This window comes from Glaciimonas sp. GNP009, from assembly GCF_054343755.1.
The window spans coordinates 818,828-838,928 of the sequence record NZ_JBTGUV010000004.1 but is presented as its reverse complement, the minus strand read 5'-3'; the positions used below and the strand labels follow the sequence as shown (position 1 = coordinate 838,928).

Annotated in this window: 13 protein-coding genes; 8 read left to right on the top strand and 5 right to left on the bottom strand. The window is 45.9% G+C overall.

Going from position 1 to position 20,101, the window contains the following annotated elements; genetic code table 11:
• Positions 1-297 precede the first annotated feature (297 nt).
• The 5 genes from ACXX82_RS04720 to ACXX82_RS04700 form a co-directional block, all read right to left on the bottom strand.
• The gene (locus tag ACXX82_RS04720; RefSeq protein ID WP_458562520.1) at positions 298-1,410 is read right to left on the bottom strand and encodes a type VI secretion system protein TssA; all 1,113 of its coding nucleotides are present in this window, start codon (positions 1,408-1,410) and stop codon (positions 298-300) included.
• On the bottom strand, positions 1,394-2,494 hold the full coding sequence (gene tssG, locus ACXX82_RS04715) for a type VI secretion system baseplate subunit TssG (protein WP_458562519.1): 1,101 nt from the start codon (positions 2,492-2,494) through the stop codon (positions 1,394-1,396). The genes ACXX82_RS04720 and tssG overlap by 17 nt, the downstream gene beginning before the upstream one ends.
• A complete protein-coding gene (gene tssF / locus ACXX82_RS04710) occupies positions 2,491-4,371 on the bottom strand; it encodes a type VI secretion system baseplate subunit TssF (RefSeq protein WP_458562518.1) in 1,881 nt (626 codons plus the stop codon). The genes tssG and tssF overlap by 4 nt, the downstream gene beginning before the upstream one ends.
• A 101-nt stretch (positions 4,372-4,472) precedes the next feature.
• Positions 4,473-4,979, bottom strand: coding sequence for a type VI secretion system baseplate subunit TssE (gene tssE / locus ACXX82_RS04705; protein WP_323507747.1), 507 nt, complete (start codon positions 4,977-4,979; stop codon positions 4,473-4,475).
• Positions 4,980-5,097: 118 nt separating this feature from the next.
• Positions 5,098-5,775, bottom strand: a complete 678-nt coding sequence (locus ACXX82_RS04700) for a TagK domain-containing protein (RefSeq protein ID WP_323507748.1) — start codon at positions 5,773-5,775, stop codon at positions 5,098-5,100.
• Positions 5,776-6,451: 676 nt separating this feature from the next.
• Between ACXX82_RS04700 and tssH the strand changes: the two genes are divergently transcribed.
• From tssH to tssM, 8 genes are all read left to right on the top strand, one after another.
• Entirely contained in the window at positions 6,452-9,271 is a 2,820-nt protein-coding gene (gene tssH, locus ACXX82_RS04695; protein ID WP_458562517.1) for a type VI secretion system ATPase TssH, read from the top strand.
• A gap of 296 nt (positions 9,272-9,567) precedes the next feature.
• Entirely contained in the window at positions 9,568-10,104 is a 537-nt protein-coding gene (gene tssB, locus ACXX82_RS04690; RefSeq protein ID WP_322232428.1) for a type VI secretion system contractile sheath small subunit, read from the top strand.
• A gap of 56 nt (positions 10,105-10,160) precedes the next feature.
• A complete protein-coding gene (tssC, locus tag ACXX82_RS04685; protein WP_458562516.1) occupies positions 10,161-11,660 on the top strand; it encodes a type VI secretion system contractile sheath large subunit in 1,500 nt (499 codons plus the stop codon).
• A 344-nt stretch (positions 11,661-12,004) separates the two neighbouring features.
• Positions 12,005-12,487 carry an Hcp family type VI secretion system effector gene (locus ACXX82_RS04680; protein ID WP_322232426.1) on the top strand — a complete coding sequence of 161 codons (483 nt, stop codon included), beginning with the start codon at positions 12,005-12,007 and terminating at the stop codon, positions 12,485-12,487.
• 216 nt (positions 12,488-12,703) lie between these two features.
• Positions 12,704-13,177, top strand: coding sequence for a type VI secretion system lipoprotein TssJ (gene tssJ / locus ACXX82_RS04675; RefSeq protein WP_322232425.1), 474 nt, complete (start codon positions 12,704-12,706; stop codon positions 13,175-13,177).
• Positions 13,178-13,180: 3 nt separating this feature from the next.
• Positions 13,181-14,530 carry a type VI secretion system baseplate subunit TssK gene (gene tssK / locus ACXX82_RS04670; RefSeq protein WP_322232424.1) on the top strand — a complete coding sequence of 450 codons (1,350 nt, stop codon included), beginning with the start codon at positions 13,181-13,183 and terminating at the stop codon, positions 14,528-14,530.
• Positions 14,527-15,894, top strand: a complete 1,368-nt coding sequence (icmH, locus tag ACXX82_RS04665) for a type IVB secretion system protein IcmH/DotU (RefSeq protein ID WP_322232423.1) — start codon at positions 14,527-14,529, stop codon at positions 15,892-15,894. Before tssK ends, icmH begins: the two co-directional genes overlap by 4 nt.
• 10 nt (positions 15,895-15,904) lie before the next feature.
• A complete protein-coding gene (gene tssM, locus ACXX82_RS04660) occupies positions 15,905-19,843 on the top strand; it encodes a type VI secretion system membrane subunit TssM (protein WP_458562515.1) in 3,939 nt (1,312 codons plus the stop codon).
• Positions 19,844-20,101 lie beyond the last annotated feature (258 nt).

Sequence of the window (20,101 nt, the reverse complement as noted above, 5' to 3'; positions counted from 1 at the left end):
CGTCCATGAGAATAAGTAAAACCGGACCGATTTCGGATGTTTACTCAAACTTGTTAGTCAATATTTGACAAAAAGTAAATGACCGGATATCACGATGTCGGAATTTATTTTTACTTGTCTATCTGATCTATCAACTTATAGGTCAGTATTGAAAATACTATTATTCGTCAACTTCCTATTCAGAAGCCGCAAATTGATTTTCTTGGTGCTGATCAGTCACGCACGAAAAATTAATTTTGCATATGGTGAGTATTCATTTCAAGTTATTTTGTCGAACTAAATAATTTAAGCGAGGGATTAAATATCCGTCTCATCCCACTTTGCCAACAAATCAGATGGAATAATATCGACTAGCTCAGAAAATCTTTTCCCTACCATTCGCTCTCCTTGACGTAATAAAACAATCACGGGACTACTTGGCTCGTTTTCTTCAAACCAATTACGTACGTCTTGCAACTTTGCAAGAGCAGACCACCGGTCAGTGGTTGGCTGTAAAGCATTATCAATAAAGCTCCCACTATTATTAGCACTTCTAGTCACCGTACATGTTGGTGGCAACTGTCCGAGTTGATCAGGCCCTATCAAAGTGGAATCAGGTTGTGGACACTGTACTGATCCATGCGACAACAAAGTCGGCTGTTCGTCTTTAACCATCATTGCTTTTGGGGTGTTTGTTTGTTGCTGATTAATTACCCATCCAAACGGTTGTAGCAACGCGCGCAAGGGGTCAAGATTGGGGGCGGCATCACCAAGGGTGACGTTGATCTTCTCGATCAATTTTTCACCCAGTTGCATAGCATCTGCCAGCGCCAAAACATGTCTGTCGCGTTTGGCGGATAGCTCTTTTAGAATGCGGTTAATTGCCTCCGGCATTAACGCATTTTTGATACGCGGCATCGCAGATGATTTTTCAATATCGCGTAGTTGTAGTTGCACACCGGCGACTTTAGGCAGCGCAATATTGCGTAGATCAGATAACACGCCATTTTGCTCAGCCAGTGCAGCCAGCGCGTTGGCTCGCATGACCGGATCGCGCTGATCCTCAAAAGTAAATGAAGGATGAATTTGCTCTGAATAACATTCCAACATAGACTTTAGCAGTGCTAGGCCATCCCTTAATCCTTCTGCGCCGTCAAGATTGATTCGACTTCGCATCAATAGGATGATCAGGCGTATGTCCTTGGTGCGTAAAAGAAGGGCGTGCGTATTTCGCTCGACGTCGGACCAGTTGATCGGGTCTGGAGTGCCGACGAAGTCGCCGAACTGCGCATCCGATTTTGTCGCTGTCGCGTTTTGGAGTAAGAGAAATGTAGGATCGTATTCCAAATTAGGACCGCAAGGCTGGTCAACGCAAATTGGCGCTAATAGTTCTCCATAACGAATAAGAGATGTGTCATTGCCTGGATTCATGTTTAGTCTTCTGAGTTCGAATATTGTATTGTTCAGGCTCAAACACCATCCCCGTAATAGGCTGGTGATCTTGAGACTTACCAAGCCAAGTGGAATAGCCTAATTTATGGACCGTATCGGCGCATGCAGAAGGTGCTTGATTTTTCTTTATTAATAGTTTTACATCCCAGGCATACTCATAGCCGATAAAGGCACGTACCCATTCGATAAGTGCCTGTAAATCGTTGCCTTGTGGCGTGAATCGTAAATATTGATCAAGTTCAAGCGGACCCAGGACTAAACGAAATTTGTGTTGACTATCAGCAATCGTGGTACCGAGCAGAGCGCCTTCGCCAAGGACTGAGGGCGTTCCAGGATGGCCTAATCGGCTGTAGTCAGACGTGGGAATGTCTATCCATTGCGGGATAAACTCTTGGATCAATACTGGCACGCCAAAATAATAGGAGAGTGTTGCCGAGATTCCATCGGGATTGCGCGCTTCGCGGACCAAATGGGCGACGCTCGCCAGCCTTGCATGCACCGGAAGACAGGAGTCTTCAGCTTCCTTTGGATCAATTCCCCCCAAGCTTCCAACATAAAGGGAGAAGGTTTCCTCACCCCGACGATCAAGTGATGCAGTGGCTTGAGAGGATGCCCAGGCCCGATAGAATTGCGAAAGTGCCCGGTGATGAAATAGGTCGGCGAAGCGCATCAAAGTATCGTCATGATGGCCAACAATTCGCGTGTAGGCGAGCTCGGTCAGATGGAGCGGTAGTGGCCCTTGTGCACCCCATATACCAAGGCCATATAAGCGGATACCAAGTCGGCCATGACGAACCTGAATGGATGCAATTTCACGCGGCGCAAAGATCATTGTTGGCTGCTGGCCAAGGCGATACAACTCTTCGTCAGGAAGGTGGGCGGTCCCTGGTAAAGGCGCCATAGGGTCACGGGCAGCAACAGCCCGCAACAAACTCAGAAAGCCTGATTTCCACGGGGTTGCTTCATTGAACCACGCTTTTAATGTTTCCAGCGGTAATGGTGTGACGCTATCGCTTGACGACGAATTTTTCGTCTCGCTATACTCTTTTATTGGGAACGTCATACGTTGCCTCGTCCGCCCATACGCGCCGGCCATCTTGTAATCAGCCCCCTTTGAAGAGAGTGCAGTTCGGTTTCAGTGAACACATTGATAGCGACATGACGGGCCAGATAGTGTTCCAGGATCAATCCGAGAAGGTACGGACTTATACCCGAAAATCCGGTTTCATCGACAGTCAAGCTGCAACTTACTCCGCGACCGTAAACGAGTAATCCATTTCCCGAGAGGCGCCGCACTACCGGTTCGGTCTTGGTGCTGATTAAGCTATCAATTTGAACATTTTGTTCGCGTTCTCCCGAGGCAACGAAGAGGCGCAACATATTACGCATTGCTTGTCCACCATCGGCATGATCGAGGTCTGAAAGTGGCATGTAGTTAAAACTTAGCTGGCGAATCAACCGCCATGCAGTTTCTCCTTGGGCGAATGGTGCGCGCGGTGCACTGGGTGGGAAAATCAGACTAACGCCATCTACCGGAATAGATTCGGCCATATTCAGCTCGTTAATACCATTTTTGGATATAAGGAGAGGTAAATCCCGATTGGTTACAAGTGCGTCCACAGATAAATACTTTATATCATCCGAGTAAGGCGCCTCAGCCTGATCAACCAACGACACGAAAACTTCGGTGCCGATATAGGATGTGCCAGCTTTTTGCTTACGTGTATTGACTGACGTCAGCCGTTGTTCGCGCCGGATCGAGAAATAGCGACCGTTGTTACCGGCGTCGCTGTGCAATGTTTGATAGAGAGGATTAAAGGTAATCTCGTCGGCGTCCTGTCCTTGTTGTCCCAGCACCCGCGATGCCGAAAATACCTCGTAGTCTAGCGGTTTACTACGGTCGGGTATCAAATGAAAATCGGTTAAGCCGCGATCGACTTCTATGCGATCAGAACGCTTTGGAAATAGATTGACGATGGGTGTGCAAAATAACTGGAAACGTGATGCCTCAACGTGGGTCGCTAATGCGAGAGGTAGCCGATCCAATAAAATGACAATTTCAGCTTCACGACCGTGAATTTGAGCGAGGCCGGGAGCGAGTTGGGTTGCTGCAAAAAAATAGAATCGACTACGACAGGCAAAATATTCATGGAGAAGATTATGGCCATGAAAAGTATTCCACGGTAGTGGAAGTAATCCTTGATCTGGACGTAAACCCTCAAATTCGACGGCACCTTTATTTACTATATGGCCCTCGCCACGTGCCGCGCCATATTGACGTATTACCGATGCGATGGTTCCAGCATGCACCATTTCAAATAAATGCGAAGCAATACGTTCGTCTCCATTAATGAATATTGGTAATCGATCCAATTCTTTTAGTTCGGAAAAATTGACCTCGCCCGTGGTACGTAATTTTATGCGAAGCGCCCCTCGCAAACGTACGTTGGAAACCAAATGACGTTCTACATCCGGAATATCCGGAGGGACTGCTGCTAGTTTGGCTTCTATAATTTCGATTGGCCAGAGCGTGACATCCTGTCCACTGCGAAATTCACAAGCGGTTTTTTCTCCCGCTGGAATAGCGGCTGTAAGAGCGCTGTGACGAGGGACCTTAAAGCCACTGGTAAAGTCTCCTTCCTTGAGGCTTGGCCGCAGACGTGCTACAGACATAGATGGAGTTGGCGCGACATAGTTGGGATAAACAACCTCCAGAAGGCGCTGCGTAAAGCGTGGAAATTCAGCGTCCAGCTTTAACTGCGTGCGTGCAGATAAAAAGCAAAACGATTCGATTAATCGCTCCACATAAGGATCTGCTACCTCAATGCCTTGCATTCCCAGTCGGCTTGCGATCTTTGGATGTTGCGCTGAAAATTCACATGCCATCTCTCGCATGTAAGTTAATTCACGACTATAGTACTCAAGAAATTTGGGGTCCATTAAAGCTCTCAGGCGTAACGCCTTCTGGGTTGATATATGTGTGTCGAACGCGTCACAAACGAATTCGACATTTTTTTTACGGACAAGTAGCCATGCAGATTTTAGATTTTTAGAAAATTTACTTTAGCGGTCTCGAGATCAAATGCGCTCTGAATGCGAAACTCAAGAGGATACGGAGACCAATGAATCAATGCATTTAATTCAAAGAACAATATGTTGTAATGATTGGAATTCGCATTGTCGGTTAGCGGCCTGAGGGAAAGCGAATCTGGTAGTAGACGCGGCTCAAAATCGACAATCGCTTTACGTATCATTCTTTCTACTTTAATCCAATTGCGATCTGCGATGTATTCGCCTGATAGGGCAGGGATGCCATAATTCATCACCGAACTCGCTACGGCGGAGAGCGTTTTCTCATCGATCGCATTACTAAGATTGGTGGTGTTAAGCAATAGCGTGAGATCTCGCTTAATAACGCTACGCATGGCCTGTGTCCCAAATAAGTATTTATGGGGAGGCTCCGTATGGATGTTCGGAGCATCATCTTGCAGGCGATCAATCAACGTTGGAAGATACGTACTTGCATGCAGTTTATCTGCTTGGCTCATGGGTGATTTCTTTCCACGTTTTAATCCGTATTTTGAAAATTTTTTTAAAATAAAAATTCCTTGCTGTCGATATTTTTTGTATTGCCAGGAGTTCTTTTCGTCGTAGCATGCATCATGCTTAATCCTTTTTTTTGTCCAATGTCGTTCCCAAAATAGGTAAATAACTATCAAGACTAATCATGTGATGTTCGCGCTGGGTTAATAGCCCCGTTTTTCGATCAGGAAGGATTGCTGTGTCACCTGGAGCAAGCAGGCGAAGTATTTCTTGTGGTTCAACCTCGGCAAATAAAGCTTCAGTATTGAATTGATCAAGGTCTGAGAGAATTGTATTAATCGCCAAATCTTCTCCCAGCAGATCTTGCAGCAATGAGCCGTCTAAAAGGTCTGGTGAACTGTCTAAAAAAGGGTCCACCGGAGCTAAACTACGACTTGGCACTCCGTGGATTGCGAGGTCAAATGTATTATCGGTTTCATGCCCTAACAATGCACGCCCATATTCCGCTGCTAAAGATGCTAAAAGATCATCTGGATTCCCGAGGCCGGTTTGCGAAAGAATAGCTGCAGCAGCACCTTCCTTGTTTATCATCCAGCCTGGAGTTCTTAGCGTTGAATGAAACGACGGCCTTTGTTTTAACTCTAGATTTGAACCGTTCGAGACAATCAAATCGCTGAAACTTTGATCGTCGATTACAGTCGTATTTAATACAAGTGCGAAGTCTTCTTCGTTGCGTAGAGCGTCTACATAATCATTTTTAGTATCAAAATTATCGGATGATTTTTCAGTTTTTATCAGCATCTAATACGGTCTTTCAATAGTAAGTTTTACGCTATCAATCTCATTTTTCTTCAGACAGAGATCGTCATGCGCTACGAGTGCTAATTTTTTTAGTCGGATAGTCGGCCACTTAGCAAAGTGATCCGTCATCAAACAATTTAATGCCCGAAAATTTGATTGATACTCGCTTCACTAAACCCTCTCTCAAATAGTGTTTGCAACATGTGATAGCCCGCGTGTTGCAATCTTCAAGCCAGCTCAATGTGTCGACACAACATGTGATTGCAAGAATAAATAAATATCAATCACATTTCAGTCGAATTTTTTCCAAAAAGATATTCGTTCAAAGTTGCTTTTCGCAATTATGACTAATTTATCGTTATTTATATGTAAGAAGATTCTGAAAATTCAGAATTATTTTTTATATTTCATAAAATATATGAAGAAAAAAATATAAAAAAATTTAATTATAAAGAGTGATTTTCATAGGTAAAAAATAGTGTTCAACGGCGCACAAAAATTAAGTATTTCGTAAATATTTTCTGTTCATCAAATTAAAGAACTAGAATTTTCTCAGCTCAAAAAGTATCAGCATGTGTGTACTATGCTCGAACTTGAATACGTCAAACCATAGCGCCGCTAAAGTTGATGACGTAAATTTTTTTCTTCAAATCTCATTTATACAATACAAAAATATATGACTTTATCTCGTCAATTATTGTTCGGAAAACTTGATCTAACGCTTTTCAAAAGCATTGAAAGTGCAACCACTTTTTGCAAGCTTCGTGGTAATCCATACGTAGAAATTGCACACTGGCTATGCCATATTGTTAAAGCTAAAGATTCGGATTTAAGACGGATTGTTAAACATTTTCAAATCGATGCGGATTGCTTGGAAATCGGATTGGAAAAGGCGTTGAGTCATCTTCCTACCGATGCTAGTTCAATAATTGATTTTTCACATCACATAGAGTTGGTGATTGAGCGAGCCTGGATTCATGCGTCATTAGAGTTCGAAGAAAGAAAGATACGTAGTAGTCATCTCCTGGTGGCATTGTTATCTACACCCGAGCTGCGTAGGGTGTTAACGGGCATTTTTATTGGATTCAAAAATATTCCAATTCAGGAGCTGATTGACATGCTTCCTGTCATTACCCAAGGATCAATTGAAGAAGGGGAAACTTCGTTCGATGGCGGCGGATTTCCTTGCGCGTTACCGGGTGAAGTCAACAACGCAATGGTCCAGCGAATACCCACCCAAAATAGTTTGGCGCTTTACTGTACGGATTTGACTCAGCAGGCGCGTGAAGGAAAAATTGATCCGGTGATTGGACGTGAGCATGAAATCCGTACCATCATCGATATCTTATTAAGACGGAGGCAGAACAATCCTCTTCTGACTGGCGATGCCGGGGTCGGAAAAACCGCAGTGGTTGAAGGTTTTGCGCTTGCCATATCGAGAGGGGAAGTGCCGCCGTCCCTTGCTGACACAAGATTATTATCACTTGATGTTGCGGCATTATTAGCTGGTGCGAGCATGAAGGGTGAATTCGAATTAAGGTTGAAAGGCGTGTTGGAAGAGGTGATCGTTGCCACGTCTCCGGTGATCTTGTTTATTGACGAAATTCATACACTTGTTGGCGCTGGCGGCACTGCGGGTACCGGCGATGCTGCCAACCTATTGAAGCCATCGCTCGCACGCGGGATTTTACGCACTATCGGTGCCACTACATGGAGTGAGTATAAGCGTCACATTGAGAAGGACCCAGCGCTAGCGCGTCGTTTTCAGGTAGTACAAATTCCGGAGCCGGCGATAGCTAGCGCCATAACGATGTTGCGAGGCTTGGTGAGTACATTGGAAAAACATCACGGCGTCTGGATATTGGATGAGGCGATTCTGGCGGCCGTTAATCTTTCGCATCGTTACATTCCCGCTAGCCAATTACCCGACAAGGCAATTAGACTGCTAGACACTGCTTGCGCGCGCGTTGCGATCACCTTTCATGCTCCACCAGCAGCCCTGCAGATGTTGCGCTTCCAATTGCTTGCGGCTGAGATTGAAGCCGGTATGCTAAAAAAAGAACAAAGTCTTGGTAGGCCGAATCAAGAAAAAATCGCGAAATTACACATAAAAATAGTTAAGCTTCAGCAGGACGCCAAAACGCAAGAATTCCGTTGGGAAGCCGAAAAAGCGTTAACAGAACGTCTGCTCCTGATACGCCAGAAGTTAGCCGGAAGCACTTTAACTCAAGAAGTTAAGTCAAATCCGGATATTGTCGAGTCCCTACCAAAAGCGTCGATAGGTTCGATAAAGGAAAAAATATCCGTATCCACACTTGCAGGAGTGCAGGAACTTTCAGAAGCGAGATGGCCGATTCATGGATTCGACGCTGCCGTTAAGACGGACGAACCGTCGGATCAGCCAGAAGAGGCGGACCTTCAAGAGGCATTGCGTAAATTGGAAGCTGAACTAAGAGAGCTTCAACAAGATACGCCGATGGTCCATTCTGAGGTTAATGCGTCAGTAATTGCTTCTATCGTTGCTGATTGGACGGGTATTCCAGTTGGGCGAATGTTGCAAGATAAGATTGATGCCGTATTGAAGTTGCCTGATCAATTGGCGCAGCGGGTGATTGGTCAGTCTGCAGCCTTGGCGTTAATCAGCGAACGGCTCCAGACCGCAAGCGCTGGCATGAGCGACCCAGGAAAACCAATTGGTGTGTTTTTGTTGGTGGGACCATCGGGTGTTGGGAAAACTGAGACCGCGTTTGCCATCTCGGAGATGCTCTATGGAGGCGAGCAGAATCTAATTACGATCAATATGAGTGAATATCAGGAGGCGCACACGGTCTCGTCGTTAAAAGGGGCACCTCCGGGATACGTGGGTTACGGTGATGGGGGAGTGTTAACTGAAGCGGTCCGTCGACGGCCATACAGCGTTGTCTTACTCGATGAAATAGAGAAAGCGCATCCAGACGTGCATGAAGTTTTTTATCAAGTTTTTGACAAGGGTTGGATGGAGGACGGCGAAGGTCGTGTCATCGACTTTAGAAACACCGTGCTGATACTTACCAGCAACGTCGGTGGCGAATTGCTTTCCAATGTATGCGAAAACTTGGATCAACTTCCTGAAGTTCAGGATTTGCTGGATGCTTTGCAGCCGGAGTTGTTAAGTATTTTTCCATCTGCATTTATCGGCCGTGTTTGTATCGTTCCTTATCTTCCGTTAATGGACGACAGCATTGCTCATATTGTGAGTCTGCAACTAGATCGTGTTTGCGCTCGTATGGAACGAACTCATCAGATTACGTTGGAATATAGTTCGCAAGTGGTGAGCTATATTGTCGCTCACTGCCCCACTGAAGAAACCGGCGCTCGTACGTTGATTAGTTTTATTGAGCAAAAAATTTTACCTGGTATCAGTCGATATTGGTTGGATATGCAAGGCAAAGGTCTGCCAATAAAGCGGCTTCGAATCGATATGGAGTCGGGGAAAATTGTCTATCATCCGGAATGATTAGGACTATCAAGCTTGGCTTTTTTACAGACTCGATTTCTCTGAAATAGCTTGATTGACTCCCTATATACCAATGCCTTTTACAGTGCAATCCTGGCGCAGGAATTTTTCTCGCGCTAGCCGGATAGCGCGCTAAATTCATGTTAACTATTTTTTATATTAATTAGTTCGTATGGCGCAACAGAAAGTAATCGAATTAATCGAATTAATCGAATCAAGCAGATTTTTTCATTACTAATTCCAGAAATTTTACGAGTAACACGTTTATTTATTTATCAACGTCATTTAAAGGTCCTATGTCTGAATCTAATAGTTCGCAGAAATTTATGGCACGTAATCGTGCCCCTCGAGTACAAATTGAATATGACGTCGAAATTTATGGTTCGGAAAAAAAAGTTGAACTTCCCTTTGTGATGGGCGTTGTCGCCGACTTATCTGGGATGCCAATTGACGCCTTGCCACCAATTGGCGATCGAAAATTTTTTAGTATTGATACGGATAATTTCGATGAACGTATGAAAGCGATGAACCCGCGTGTGGCATTTTCAGTACCTAATACCCTTACCGGTAATGGCCAACTCCTGGTGGATATGACATTCGAAAATATGGAAGATTTTTCTCCTGCAGCCATCGCCAGAAAGGTTTCGGCGTTGTCACAGCTTTTAGAAGCCAGGACCCAACTAGCAAACCTACAGACATACATGGATGGAAAGGCCGGCGCAGAAAGTCTTGTCACTAGTGTGCTGAAGGATCCTGCATTACTCAACATATTGGCAAATGCCCCAAAACCGGAATCCCAGAAAGCATCTCCAAAGACTCCAGATTCCAAATAGCAACAAAGTTATTCGGCCGCCAAATTGTAGTGATTAATTAATTCAAAGAGGAAAATATGGCTGTACGTGAAACGTTAGCTCGACCTGCAGTGGATGCTGCAGTGTCGCAATCTGATTTCAGTGCCTTACTGTCACGAGAGTTCAAACCAAAAACCGAGCAGGCGCGTGAGGCGGTAGAGAGTGCCGTCAAAACACTCGCCGAGCAAGCGCTCGCAAATGCGATCACGATAGGCGATGATGCTTACAAAAACATTCAGACAATCATTGCAGAAATTGACCATAAACTATCGGAGCAAATCAATCTGATTTTGCATCATGTTAAATTTCAACAGGTCGAAAGTGCATGGAGAGGTTTGCATCATTTGGTCACCAATACCGAAACAGATGAGAATCTAAAAATTCGATTCATGGATGTTTCGAAGGACGAATTACGGCGTACCATGACACGTTATAAAGGCGTGGCATGGGATCAAAGTCCTTTCTTCAAGCAGATTTACGAAGAAGAATATGGGCAACTTGGCGGTGAGCCATATGGTTGTCTCGTTGCCGATTATTACTTTGATCATACGCCGGCGGATGTCGATCTCTTAGCCTCTGTTGCCAAGGTCGCCGCTGCATCACATTCGCCATTTATTACAGGGGCGTCGCCGTCTGTGCTGCAAATGGATTCCTGGCAAGAGCTGGCTAACCCGCGCGATCTGACGAAGATATTTACTCAGAATCTGGAATATGCATCCTGGAATGCGTTGCGTAATTCAGAAGATGCGCGCTATATCGGGATGACTATGCCGCGGTTTTTAGCGCGTCTGCCATACGGTATTAATACCAATCCGGTGGACGAATTCGATTTTGAAGAAACCACAGATGGCGCTGATCACCTGAAATATGTTTGGGCAAATGCGGCCTATGCAATGGCAGTGAACATTAATCGTTCATTCAAGCGTTATGGCTGGTGCACATTAATTCGTGGCGTTGAAAGCGGTGGCGTTGTAGAAAATTTGCCCTGCCATACCTTTCCTACCGATGATGGCGGAGTCGACATTAAGTGCCCTACCGAAATTGCGATTTCGGATCGTCGTGAAGCGGAACTGGCAAAAAATGGCTTCATTCCATTGATCCATCGAAAGAATACAGATTATGCAGCCTTTATCGGGGCGCAATCACTCCAAAAAGCTGTTGAGTATCATGATGCCGATGCTACCGCGAACGCGAATCTTTCGGCGCGTCTTCCATATTTGTTTGCTTGCTCTCGCTTCGCTCACTATCTTAAGTGCATCGTTCGGGACAAAATTGGTTCGTTCAAAGAGCGTGAAGAAATGCAGCAATGGTTGAACGGGTGGGTAATGAATTATGTTGACGCAGATCCTGCCAACTCGTCTCAAGAAACCAAGGCCCGCCGTCCATTAGCGGCCGCCGAAGTGGTTGTAGAAGATGTCGAGGGCAACCCTGGTTACTACCAAGCTAAATTTTTCTTGAGGCCGCACTTTCAGTTAGAGGGTTTGACGGTTTCTCTACGCCTGGTGGCAAAGTTACCTTTAATTAAGGAGGCGCCATAACCAACTCAGGATACATGGCGTGGATTTCCATATATATAAGGGCCTCATGACGAATTTGGTTTGAACATACCAACTCCGATTCTGGAATACCTGGTTAATCGTGGCCAGCTTTCAAACCAGTTTAAAAGCTATGGAGCGGAGAAGCGCTACAACCTATTTAGCGCTAAATAAATAGTAATATTTTTGATGAGCGAAGCGGTGGTTTCTATTTAGACACATCGTTAAAGAAACGGAGCGATGCGGCGCTCGCCTAAAAAAAAATAATTCCAGTAATTGGTATGACGGAATTTTTCAAATCACTCACCTAGAAGTTTTTTTAACCAAAGAAAAAAGGAATAACGCGCATGGCACAGGATATGTTTCTTAAGATTAACGGCATTGACGGCGAATCGTCTGACAAAAGTCATAAAGCGGAAATTGAAGTCTTAAGTTGGTCGTGGAGTGTTTCCCAACAGTCAAATATGCATGCAGGTTCCGGCGGCGGTGCTGGTAAAGCGACCGTTGACGATTTGGAGTTTCAACACTATATCGATCGTGCTAGTCCTAACTTAATTCAATATTGCCTGAGCGGTAAACATATTGATGAGTCAGTTCTTGTCGTGCGTAAAGCAGGCGGCAATCCACTGGAATATCTTAAGTTGACCATGAACGACGTTTTGGTTACGCGTGTTGCGGCTTCGGGCACCAGCATTGATGAGACGCGCCCGAAAGAAACGGTGCGTTTGTCGTTCTCTAGATTGAAGCACGAATATGTGGTTCAGAACGCACAAGGTGGCAGCGGAGGCGCAATCACCGCAACGTTCGATATTAAAAAGAACGTGGCCTAAAATTAAATTTATTGCATTTTCCAATTGGTGATGCAGATTTTTTTCGCCGGAGAATTTTCTGGCGGATTTTTTTGAGAAGGTTGGGCAGAGTGTTCTGTTTTTTCAGGGCATTGTGGGCAACCATTTTTTGCCCTATTTTTCTTACTACAAATGTATTCAGATTTATTTCCTAAACACCAATTTCAATTTATTGTGTTAAGGCACTTTGGAGCACTCTTGCTGATATCGACGCTGATGGCATGTAGTAGCGGATCACCTATTAAAGAGCAAACTAAACTGGACCTTCAGATTGAGGCAAGTAGACATGTTAATCAAGACGACCGAGGTCGATCTGCGCCGGTTATGGTGAGAGTGTACGAACTTAAGTCGGCTGCAAGTTTTGACGATGCGGATTTTATTTCTTTACAAAATAATGGAAAAAATGTAATCGGATCGGACTTGCTTCACATGGATGAGTTCATTCTGCGTCCCGGTAACAAGCAGATAATCCAGCGAAAAACACATCCAGAAACCACTTCTATTGCTGTATTGGCAGGCTTTCGTGATTTGGGGAAATCTGTGTGGAGAGTGATTCATACGTTGGACGTTGCGCCGGATGCGGCATGGTACAGAGCCGCAATTCCCGCTGACAAGGCGAGGCTCAAGATCTATCTCGATGAGCAGACTGTTTCGATCACTGAACTGGATTAAAAAATGAGTTGGTATAACAAAGTAGTGTGGAGCGAAGGACTTTTTTTACGACCACAATTGTTTCAGCAGCAGGAACGTTATTTCGAACATTTTTCTCATAAAAGGACGGCGTCGCTAAGTCCATTTTTTTGGGGATTCAATCAGTATGAAATTGATAGAGAAACCTTACTGTTTGGAAAGTTAGTATTTAAAAGTGGCTCCGGTATTTTTTCAGACGGCACACCGTTTGATGTTCCCATTCATACACCGCCACCGCCGCCATTGACGATTGTTCCTGAGCATCAAAATCAGACGATCTATCTGGCCGTTCCATTGCGCTTACCGAATGCAGAAGAGACGACTTTTGATGATCGAGGAGGATCATTGGCTCGTTACCTCGCATTCGACGATGAACTGCGCGACAGTAACGCAATTGGGCAAGGACCAAAACCCGTTCAGTTATGTCATTTGCGCTTACGTCTCCTTCCCGAGAGCGAGCTAACTGAGTCGTGGATTGGCATCGCGTTAACTCGCATCAAGTCGTTAAAGTCGGATGGTGCTGTTACTCTGCATGACAACGATCATATTCCTCCTGTGACGGGTTGCTCCGCGAATAGCTTACTTCGCGAGTGGATATTGCAATTGCACGGTTTGTCTAAATTACGGGCTGATGCACTTTCGGCTCGCCTTTCCGGTAGTGATGGTAAGGCCGGAGCTGGTGCTGAGGTTTCTGATTACCTTTTATTGCAAATTTTAAACCGGTATGAACCATTGCTGGAGCACATGTGCCAGATCGGCGAAATTGCCCCGGTTGAACTGTACCGTCAACTCATCATGCTGTCAGGCGAGCTGTCAACGTTTGTGCGTCCGCAGACCCGTCGACCTGTTGTCGCACCTGGTTACAACCACATGTCCATATACGGAAGTATTAAGCCGCTCGTTGACAATATATACGATCTACTGAGCCAGGTACTCATCCGAAGTGCACAACCCATTCCTTTGACTGACCAGGCGCATGGAATTCGGAATGCTGCGATGTTGCCCACAGAATTGGCTGGTTTCACCAGTTTGGTACTGGCCGTTAGCGCGCAAATGCCAGCCGATACATTAAAAATGCATTTTGCTGCACAAACAAAAATTGGTCCACCGCAACGCTTACCGGAACTGGTCCGCTCGCACTTGCCTGGTTTGTCGCTTATCCCATTACCCGTTCCGCCGCGGCAAATTCCATTCAATGCCGGGTATGTATATTTTGAGCTGGCACGTAGCGGGCCGCTCTGGGAGCAGATAGCGAAGCATGGTGGACTTGCTATGCATGTTGCAGGAGTTTTCCCAGAGCTTCAAATTGAATTATGGGGAGTGCGAAATAAATGAGTACGTCAGCCGAAAGTGATGGCGGCGACCAACGTGAAGATGCGTCAAGCGGAGAAACTATCAATCCAGCGCGGGGCGTAAAACAAGCTGGTTTATCCGCTACATTATTGTGGAATGCCGAAGAGTCGGAACTAAAAAGATCCGAATCGGTTGCAGAGGTTTCCAATGAATTTGATCTGGCGAATAGTCTTCAGAGTCGACTAATCAAAGTAAAGGCGGCCATAAATCCGTTGCTAGAAGCCGCCGGACCTTTGTTACGCGCATTAGCCGACATGCCTGAAAAGCTCACAGAGAGGGAAAAAGTCGATGCACTCTATTTGTTGTTAGTGCGCGAAATTGTTGATTTTCAGACTTTGTGCGATACCGCAAATCTTCCATGGAAGCACGTGACGGTAGTGCGGTATTGTATTTGTACTGCCTTGGATGAAAGCGCCAATCGCACTGAATGGGCTGGAGGCGAATGGGCACTGAAAAGTTTGTTAGTCACCTTTGAGGGTGAAAATGATGGCGGGGAGAAGTTTTTTTTACTCCTTGGACGTCTGGCAAGTGACCCGCAGCAATACGAAAGTGTCATCGAGATTTTATTGCATATTCTCGGACTTGGTTTTGAGGGGCGCTATAGCGTTATAGCCGATGGACGACGTCATATTGACAATATTCGTCAGCGACTTCTGACCCTACTTAATAGCGCGCGCGACCCACTCAAACCGGGATTGTCGCAGCATTGGCAGGGTGAACCAGCAGGTCGAATGTCGCTCTTACGTAGTTTGCCGGTATGGACTATGGCATCGCTACTGGGGCTGGTCCTGTTTGGATTATTTTTTTGGTACAAATACCATTTACTTGAAAAAAGCGTCGAAATCGAACGGCATATTATTGCTATCGCTAAACAGTCACTACAACCGTCTCGGGTGTCGCCGACACCAGCCAAGGTGATTCCTTTACGTCTATCTGCTTTATTGAAATCTGAAATTTCGGCTGGCTTGGTAAGTGTATCTGACGAGGCCGATCGTAGTATCGTCACATTCCAGGGAGATACGATGTTTGTTCAAGGGAAGAGTTCGGTGCAGAATAATATCAGACCGACTTTAGACAAAGTGGCGAGTGAAATTATCCGGATGGGTGGACAGGTAACCATCATCGGTCATACCGACAGTCAACGTATTCACACCGCTGAATTTCCTGATAATCAGGTGCTATCTGAAAAGCGTGCCGGGTTCGTTGGTCAATATTTTAAAACTCACGGGATTTCCGGAGACCTTATAGTGACCATTGGGAGGGGTGCGTCAGAGCCCATTGTTGGTAATGCAACCGCAGCAGAACGCGCGCGCAACCGCCGCGTAGATATCGTAGTTAAGCAGTAACAGGAACGCAATGTCTTCTCTTAAAAGAATAGTTGATTTGATTTTTTCACGACAAGTATTTGTATTTGTCGCCTTATTGTTAATCGCCCTGGCTATTTGGTTTGTGGGCCCGTTATTTGGATTCGGCGGGCTTTACCCGATGGTTGGCACTGCTATGCGCGTGACGCTGATTGTTTTATTACTGGCAGCCTTGCTTGGCAGACTAATGCATTTGCCCGCAAGTATCGTTGGCGTTGCTGCATTTTGTTTACTAATTTGGAATGCCGGACCACTGCTGGTATTAGGTGATGTGCAACCGCTAGCATCCGAATGGCTGCGGGTGCTCATTGTATCGATGGTAGTGATTGGTTATGGAACGTATTGGCTTTATAAATTAGTACAGGCAATGCGTAGTGACGATGATTTATTGCGGAAAGTCTTTCATCCCATAAAAAATCAGTCATCAGACGTTGCCCGTGTTGAGATACATGCGGTTAGGTCAGTTGTCTCGAAGGCTATTCGGCAATTGAAGATGATGCGTGGCCTTAGTGGAATAACTGGACTGCTTGAGGGAAAGCGATATTTGTATGCACTTCCCTGGTACATGATAATTGGTACCACCGGAGCGGGAAAAACCACAGTTATACGTAACTCTGGTCTTGAGTTTCCCCTGGTCAACGAGGCGAGTGAGGCCGCTTTGACGGAGCAAAACGGCACACATAATTGTGACTATTGGTATGCGAACGACTCTGTGCTGATTGACACCGCAGGGCGCTACGTTGAGCAGGACGATCAAAAGAGTGGAAAAACTAAGAATGTGAATGCCGCCGAATGGACTGGCTTGTTAGGGCAATTACGTAAATATCGACCGCGTGCACCGCTCAATGGCGTGCTGCTGACGGTAAGCGTTCCTGACTTACTCAAAAGAACATCTGAATCCCGTGCCATCTTAGGAACAACGATGCGTGCGAGACTCACTGAACTGCGCAGTAATCTTGGGATTCGCTTTCCTGTTTATGTCGTTATCACCAAGTTGGATTTCTTGCCTGGATTTTCTGAGTATTTTCAATCGTTGACAGTAGAGCAGCGTGCCCAAATATGGGGTTTCACGCTTCCTTATCATAAAGAAAGTGTAACGACCGTATTTCAAAAAACCGGTGCTAACTACGAGCAGGAGCTTGCGTTGCTGGGACTACGCCTTGAGGCGGGTGTCGATAGTCGTCTACAAGAGGAATATGATCTCGTCCGACGTAAGAAGCTGTATGCCCTACCTCAGGAATTTCGGAGTTTGTCTGTCCTGTTAACAGAATTCCTCGGACAGGTTTTCCTCGACTCTCTCTATGACGATACGCAACTTCGCAGTGGGTTACGTGGTGTCTACTTTACCAGCGCAGCGCAAACAGGTGAAATTCTGGCTGTAGATCGCGCAACATTATTTCAGCGGTTTCGGCGTGGTTTGGAAGAGTTGAAGACGCTCGGCGGTGATCAACCTGGTAACAACTCGCAAGGCAGCAGTCGAACAAACAATCGCAGTTTTTTTCTGGATAACTTATTTCGACACGTTATCATTCCGGAGGCACATCTGGTTCGGCCCAACTTACGTTGGGAATGGCGTTTTCGACTGATACGAATGGTAGGGCATTTTTTAACGATAACACTTTTTGTCTGGTTCGGAAGTGCACTAGTGGGAAGTTTCGGCAATAACCACAGATATTTGCAAACAATTAAAGGCAAGACTCTTGCGCTGGAAGAGCTTGTGATGTCTTACCGAAAAAACCCAAATCTATGGGAGATTTCAACAGTGCTTGATTCGGCCCGTGATTTGTCGCGCTATAAAGACCTCAATGTAGAGAGCCCAGGCGGGGCCTATCGTTACGGCCTCTATGCCGCGCCCGCGATTGAACATTCAGGACAAAAAACTTACGCGTCTCTACAGCAACAATTGCTATTGCCACAAATCGTCAGACGTATTGATACCGCTCTGGCTGCTAATATCAAGGCAAGGGACGCGGACGCCGTTTATGACACGCTTGCGGCTTACCTGATGCTGTTCGATAAAGACCATTTCAATGGACAGACGATTAAAAGTTGGGTATTACATGACTGGGAGCGCTTTGATAGTGCCGAGGAACTTGGTGGTCAGACGGCTTTGATGCCTCATTTGACTGCACTTTTTGCAGAAGGGCAGCAAGTACAATCTTTGTCACCAAAAAATGAGGATCTTATTAGAGTTGCGCGTACTTTTTTGGATAATAATCCCATTACGACTCGACTTTATAAGCGTGCTATCGCTGCAATGGAAAAAGAGGCTCCCGACAATTTTACGTTGTTGCGGGTACTTGGTCCGCAGGCGAACGTTATCCTGACGATGAAAAATGGTTCGTCGCTGGAACGCGGAGTGCCTGGCTTGTATTCTTATCACGGGTACCATCATGTTTTTAATAAGCGTTTGCCAGAATTTGTGAGTCATGCACAAATAGCGGACGCATGGGTGATGGGGCGACGCGGGGATGTCAAGCAGGCTTATTTGGCTCAGGGAAATGGGGTTCATGCGCTAACTACTCGGACCATTAATGATATCCGCCGCCAGTACCTGACGGATTACGGGAATTACTGGTATCAATTTTTGGACGATATTCGGCCACTTTCCAGCATTGCAAATGTCACGACCGGTTCGTTGGCTCTTGACGTTCAGGCTCTGCGTATTTTGGCAGCCCCCGATTCACCGTTGGTCCGACTTGCACGTGCTGCAACCAGTGAAACTTCGCTGTCCTTTCTCGCTTCGTCTGCGGATGAATCCTTGACCGATAAAGCTTTGGCAATTATTGGTAAAACATCAGAAGGCGTTAGAACCCCAAGTTCACTTCCTAATACATTGAATGCTAATGGGAGGGGAAATCTAAAGTTGGAAAAAGAATTGGTGGACAATCGATTCGCCGCGCTGCGTGAGGTAGTGACTGGTCAGGCAGATACCGGAAGTGGACCAGCTTTGCGGGTTATTCCCGTGGTTGAAAGAGCGTTACAATTAGACGCCATTGTCGGTTTGCTTAACGAGCAATACACACTATTGGTAGTCGCTGACAATGCACTCGCCAATAGTGAGTTGCCGTTGGTTAATGATATTGGTGACAAGCTGCGGATGGAGTCGGCACGCCTCCCGCAGCCTTTCCAAGCGGTATTGTACGGTGTTGCCGAACATGCTTCCGAAACGGTTCGGCATGACATTAAACGATTACAAACTGCCAAATTGAAGGAAGCCGTGGCATTGTTGTCAATGCAAATAGAAACGGGGGTAGGGCACGCTTGCCGGACTGCGATCGAGGGGAAATATCCTTTCGTGACAAGTAATCAGGAGGTTGATATTGAGGACTTTATTCGTGTCTTTTCTAGCGGTGGTCTGATTGACGACTTCTTTCAGAAACATCTCACGGGACTTGTTGATAGCAGTATAAAACCTTGGCGTTATAAAGTAGTCGATTCGGCGCTGCCGGTGGTGAGTGGTCCCGATTTAGCACCATTTGAGCGAGCAGCGGCGATCCGCGAAGTGTTTTTCCGCGATCCAGGCTCGAAACGAATGTCATGGAAAATGAATGTAAAAGTAACCTCGATTGATCCAGCAATTACACAACTGTTGGTGGATATTGACGGGCAGGCATTTCGATATTCACACGGACCAATATTACCTTTTAGGGTGAGTTGGCCGGGTCCACGCGGTGGCGCAATGGCGGAGATCTCGGCTAACCCACGGGTGCGTCCTGATACTTCATCCGATCGGACTGATGGACCATGGGCACTATTTCACTTGGTGGCGCGTGGTCGCGCAATTGAGACGGCCTCTTCCAATCGGGTTGCAGTGGAATACACATTTGATGGTCGGCAGGTCGTGCTTGACTTACAAACTGACAGTTTGCCGAATCCCCTGACTGGTAAGTTATTTGATGGCTTTCATTGCCCAACCGGAATCATATGAGCGCGGTAAATTGTAGTAAGGCGGCTTCACTATGGCTCAGTAATGCAAAGCCATGGGAGTTTATTTTTGCGTGAAAGGTTGACAGAATTCGACTCTGAATCCGCAGTTAACATAATCTGATGTGGTGGATTTTGAGATCATTTGACCGGATGATGAGTAACACGTCATTGAACCATCGAGAGCATACCTTTACGCTTCCAATTTGCTTGGAATAAAAAAGTAGGCTGAATCAATGCATTGATTCAGCCTACTTTTTAT

Excerpts from the sequence above, each read along its gene's own strand:
- tssK (WP_322232424.1), top strand. The coding sequence starts at position 13,181 with ATGAGTTGGTATAACAAAGTAGTGTGGAGCGAAGGACTTTTTTTACGA.
- tssG (WP_458562519.1), bottom strand. The coding sequence starts at position 2,494 with ATGACGTTCCCAATAAAAGAGTATAGCGAGACGAAAAATTCGTCGTCA.
- tssH (WP_458562517.1), top strand. The coding sequence starts at position 6,452 with ATGACTTTATCTCGTCAATTATTGTTCGGAAAACTTGATCTAACGCTT.
- tssF (WP_458562518.1), bottom strand. The coding sequence starts at position 4,371 with ATGGACCCCAAATTTCTTGAGTACTATAGTCGTGAATTAACTTACATG.
- tssB (WP_322232428.1), top strand. The coding sequence starts at position 9,568 with ATGTCTGAATCTAATAGTTCGCAGAAATTTATGGCACGTAATCGTGCC.
- tssE (WP_323507747.1), bottom strand. The coding sequence starts at position 4,979 with ATGAGCCAAGCAGATAAACTGCATGCAAGTACGTATCTTCCAACGTTG.
- ACXX82_RS04720 (WP_458562520.1), bottom strand. The coding sequence starts at position 1,410 with ATGAATCCAGGCAATGACACATCTCTTATTCGTTATGGAGAACTATTA.
- tssM (WP_458562515.1), top strand. The coding sequence starts at position 15,905 with ATGTCTTCTCTTAAAAGAATAGTTGATTTGATTTTTTCACGACAAGTA.
- ACXX82_RS04700 (WP_323507748.1), bottom strand. The coding sequence starts at position 5,775 with ATGCTGATAAAAACTGAAAAATCATCCGATAATTTTGATACTAAAAAT.
- icmH (WP_322232423.1), top strand. The coding sequence starts at position 14,527 with ATGAGTACGTCAGCCGAAAGTGATGGCGGCGACCAACGTGAAGATGCG.
- tssC (WP_458562516.1), top strand. The coding sequence starts at position 10,161 with ATGGCTGTACGTGAAACGTTAGCTCGACCTGCAGTGGATGCTGCAGTG.
- ACXX82_RS04680 (WP_322232426.1), top strand. The coding sequence starts at position 12,005 with ATGGCACAGGATATGTTTCTTAAGATTAACGGCATTGACGGCGAATCG.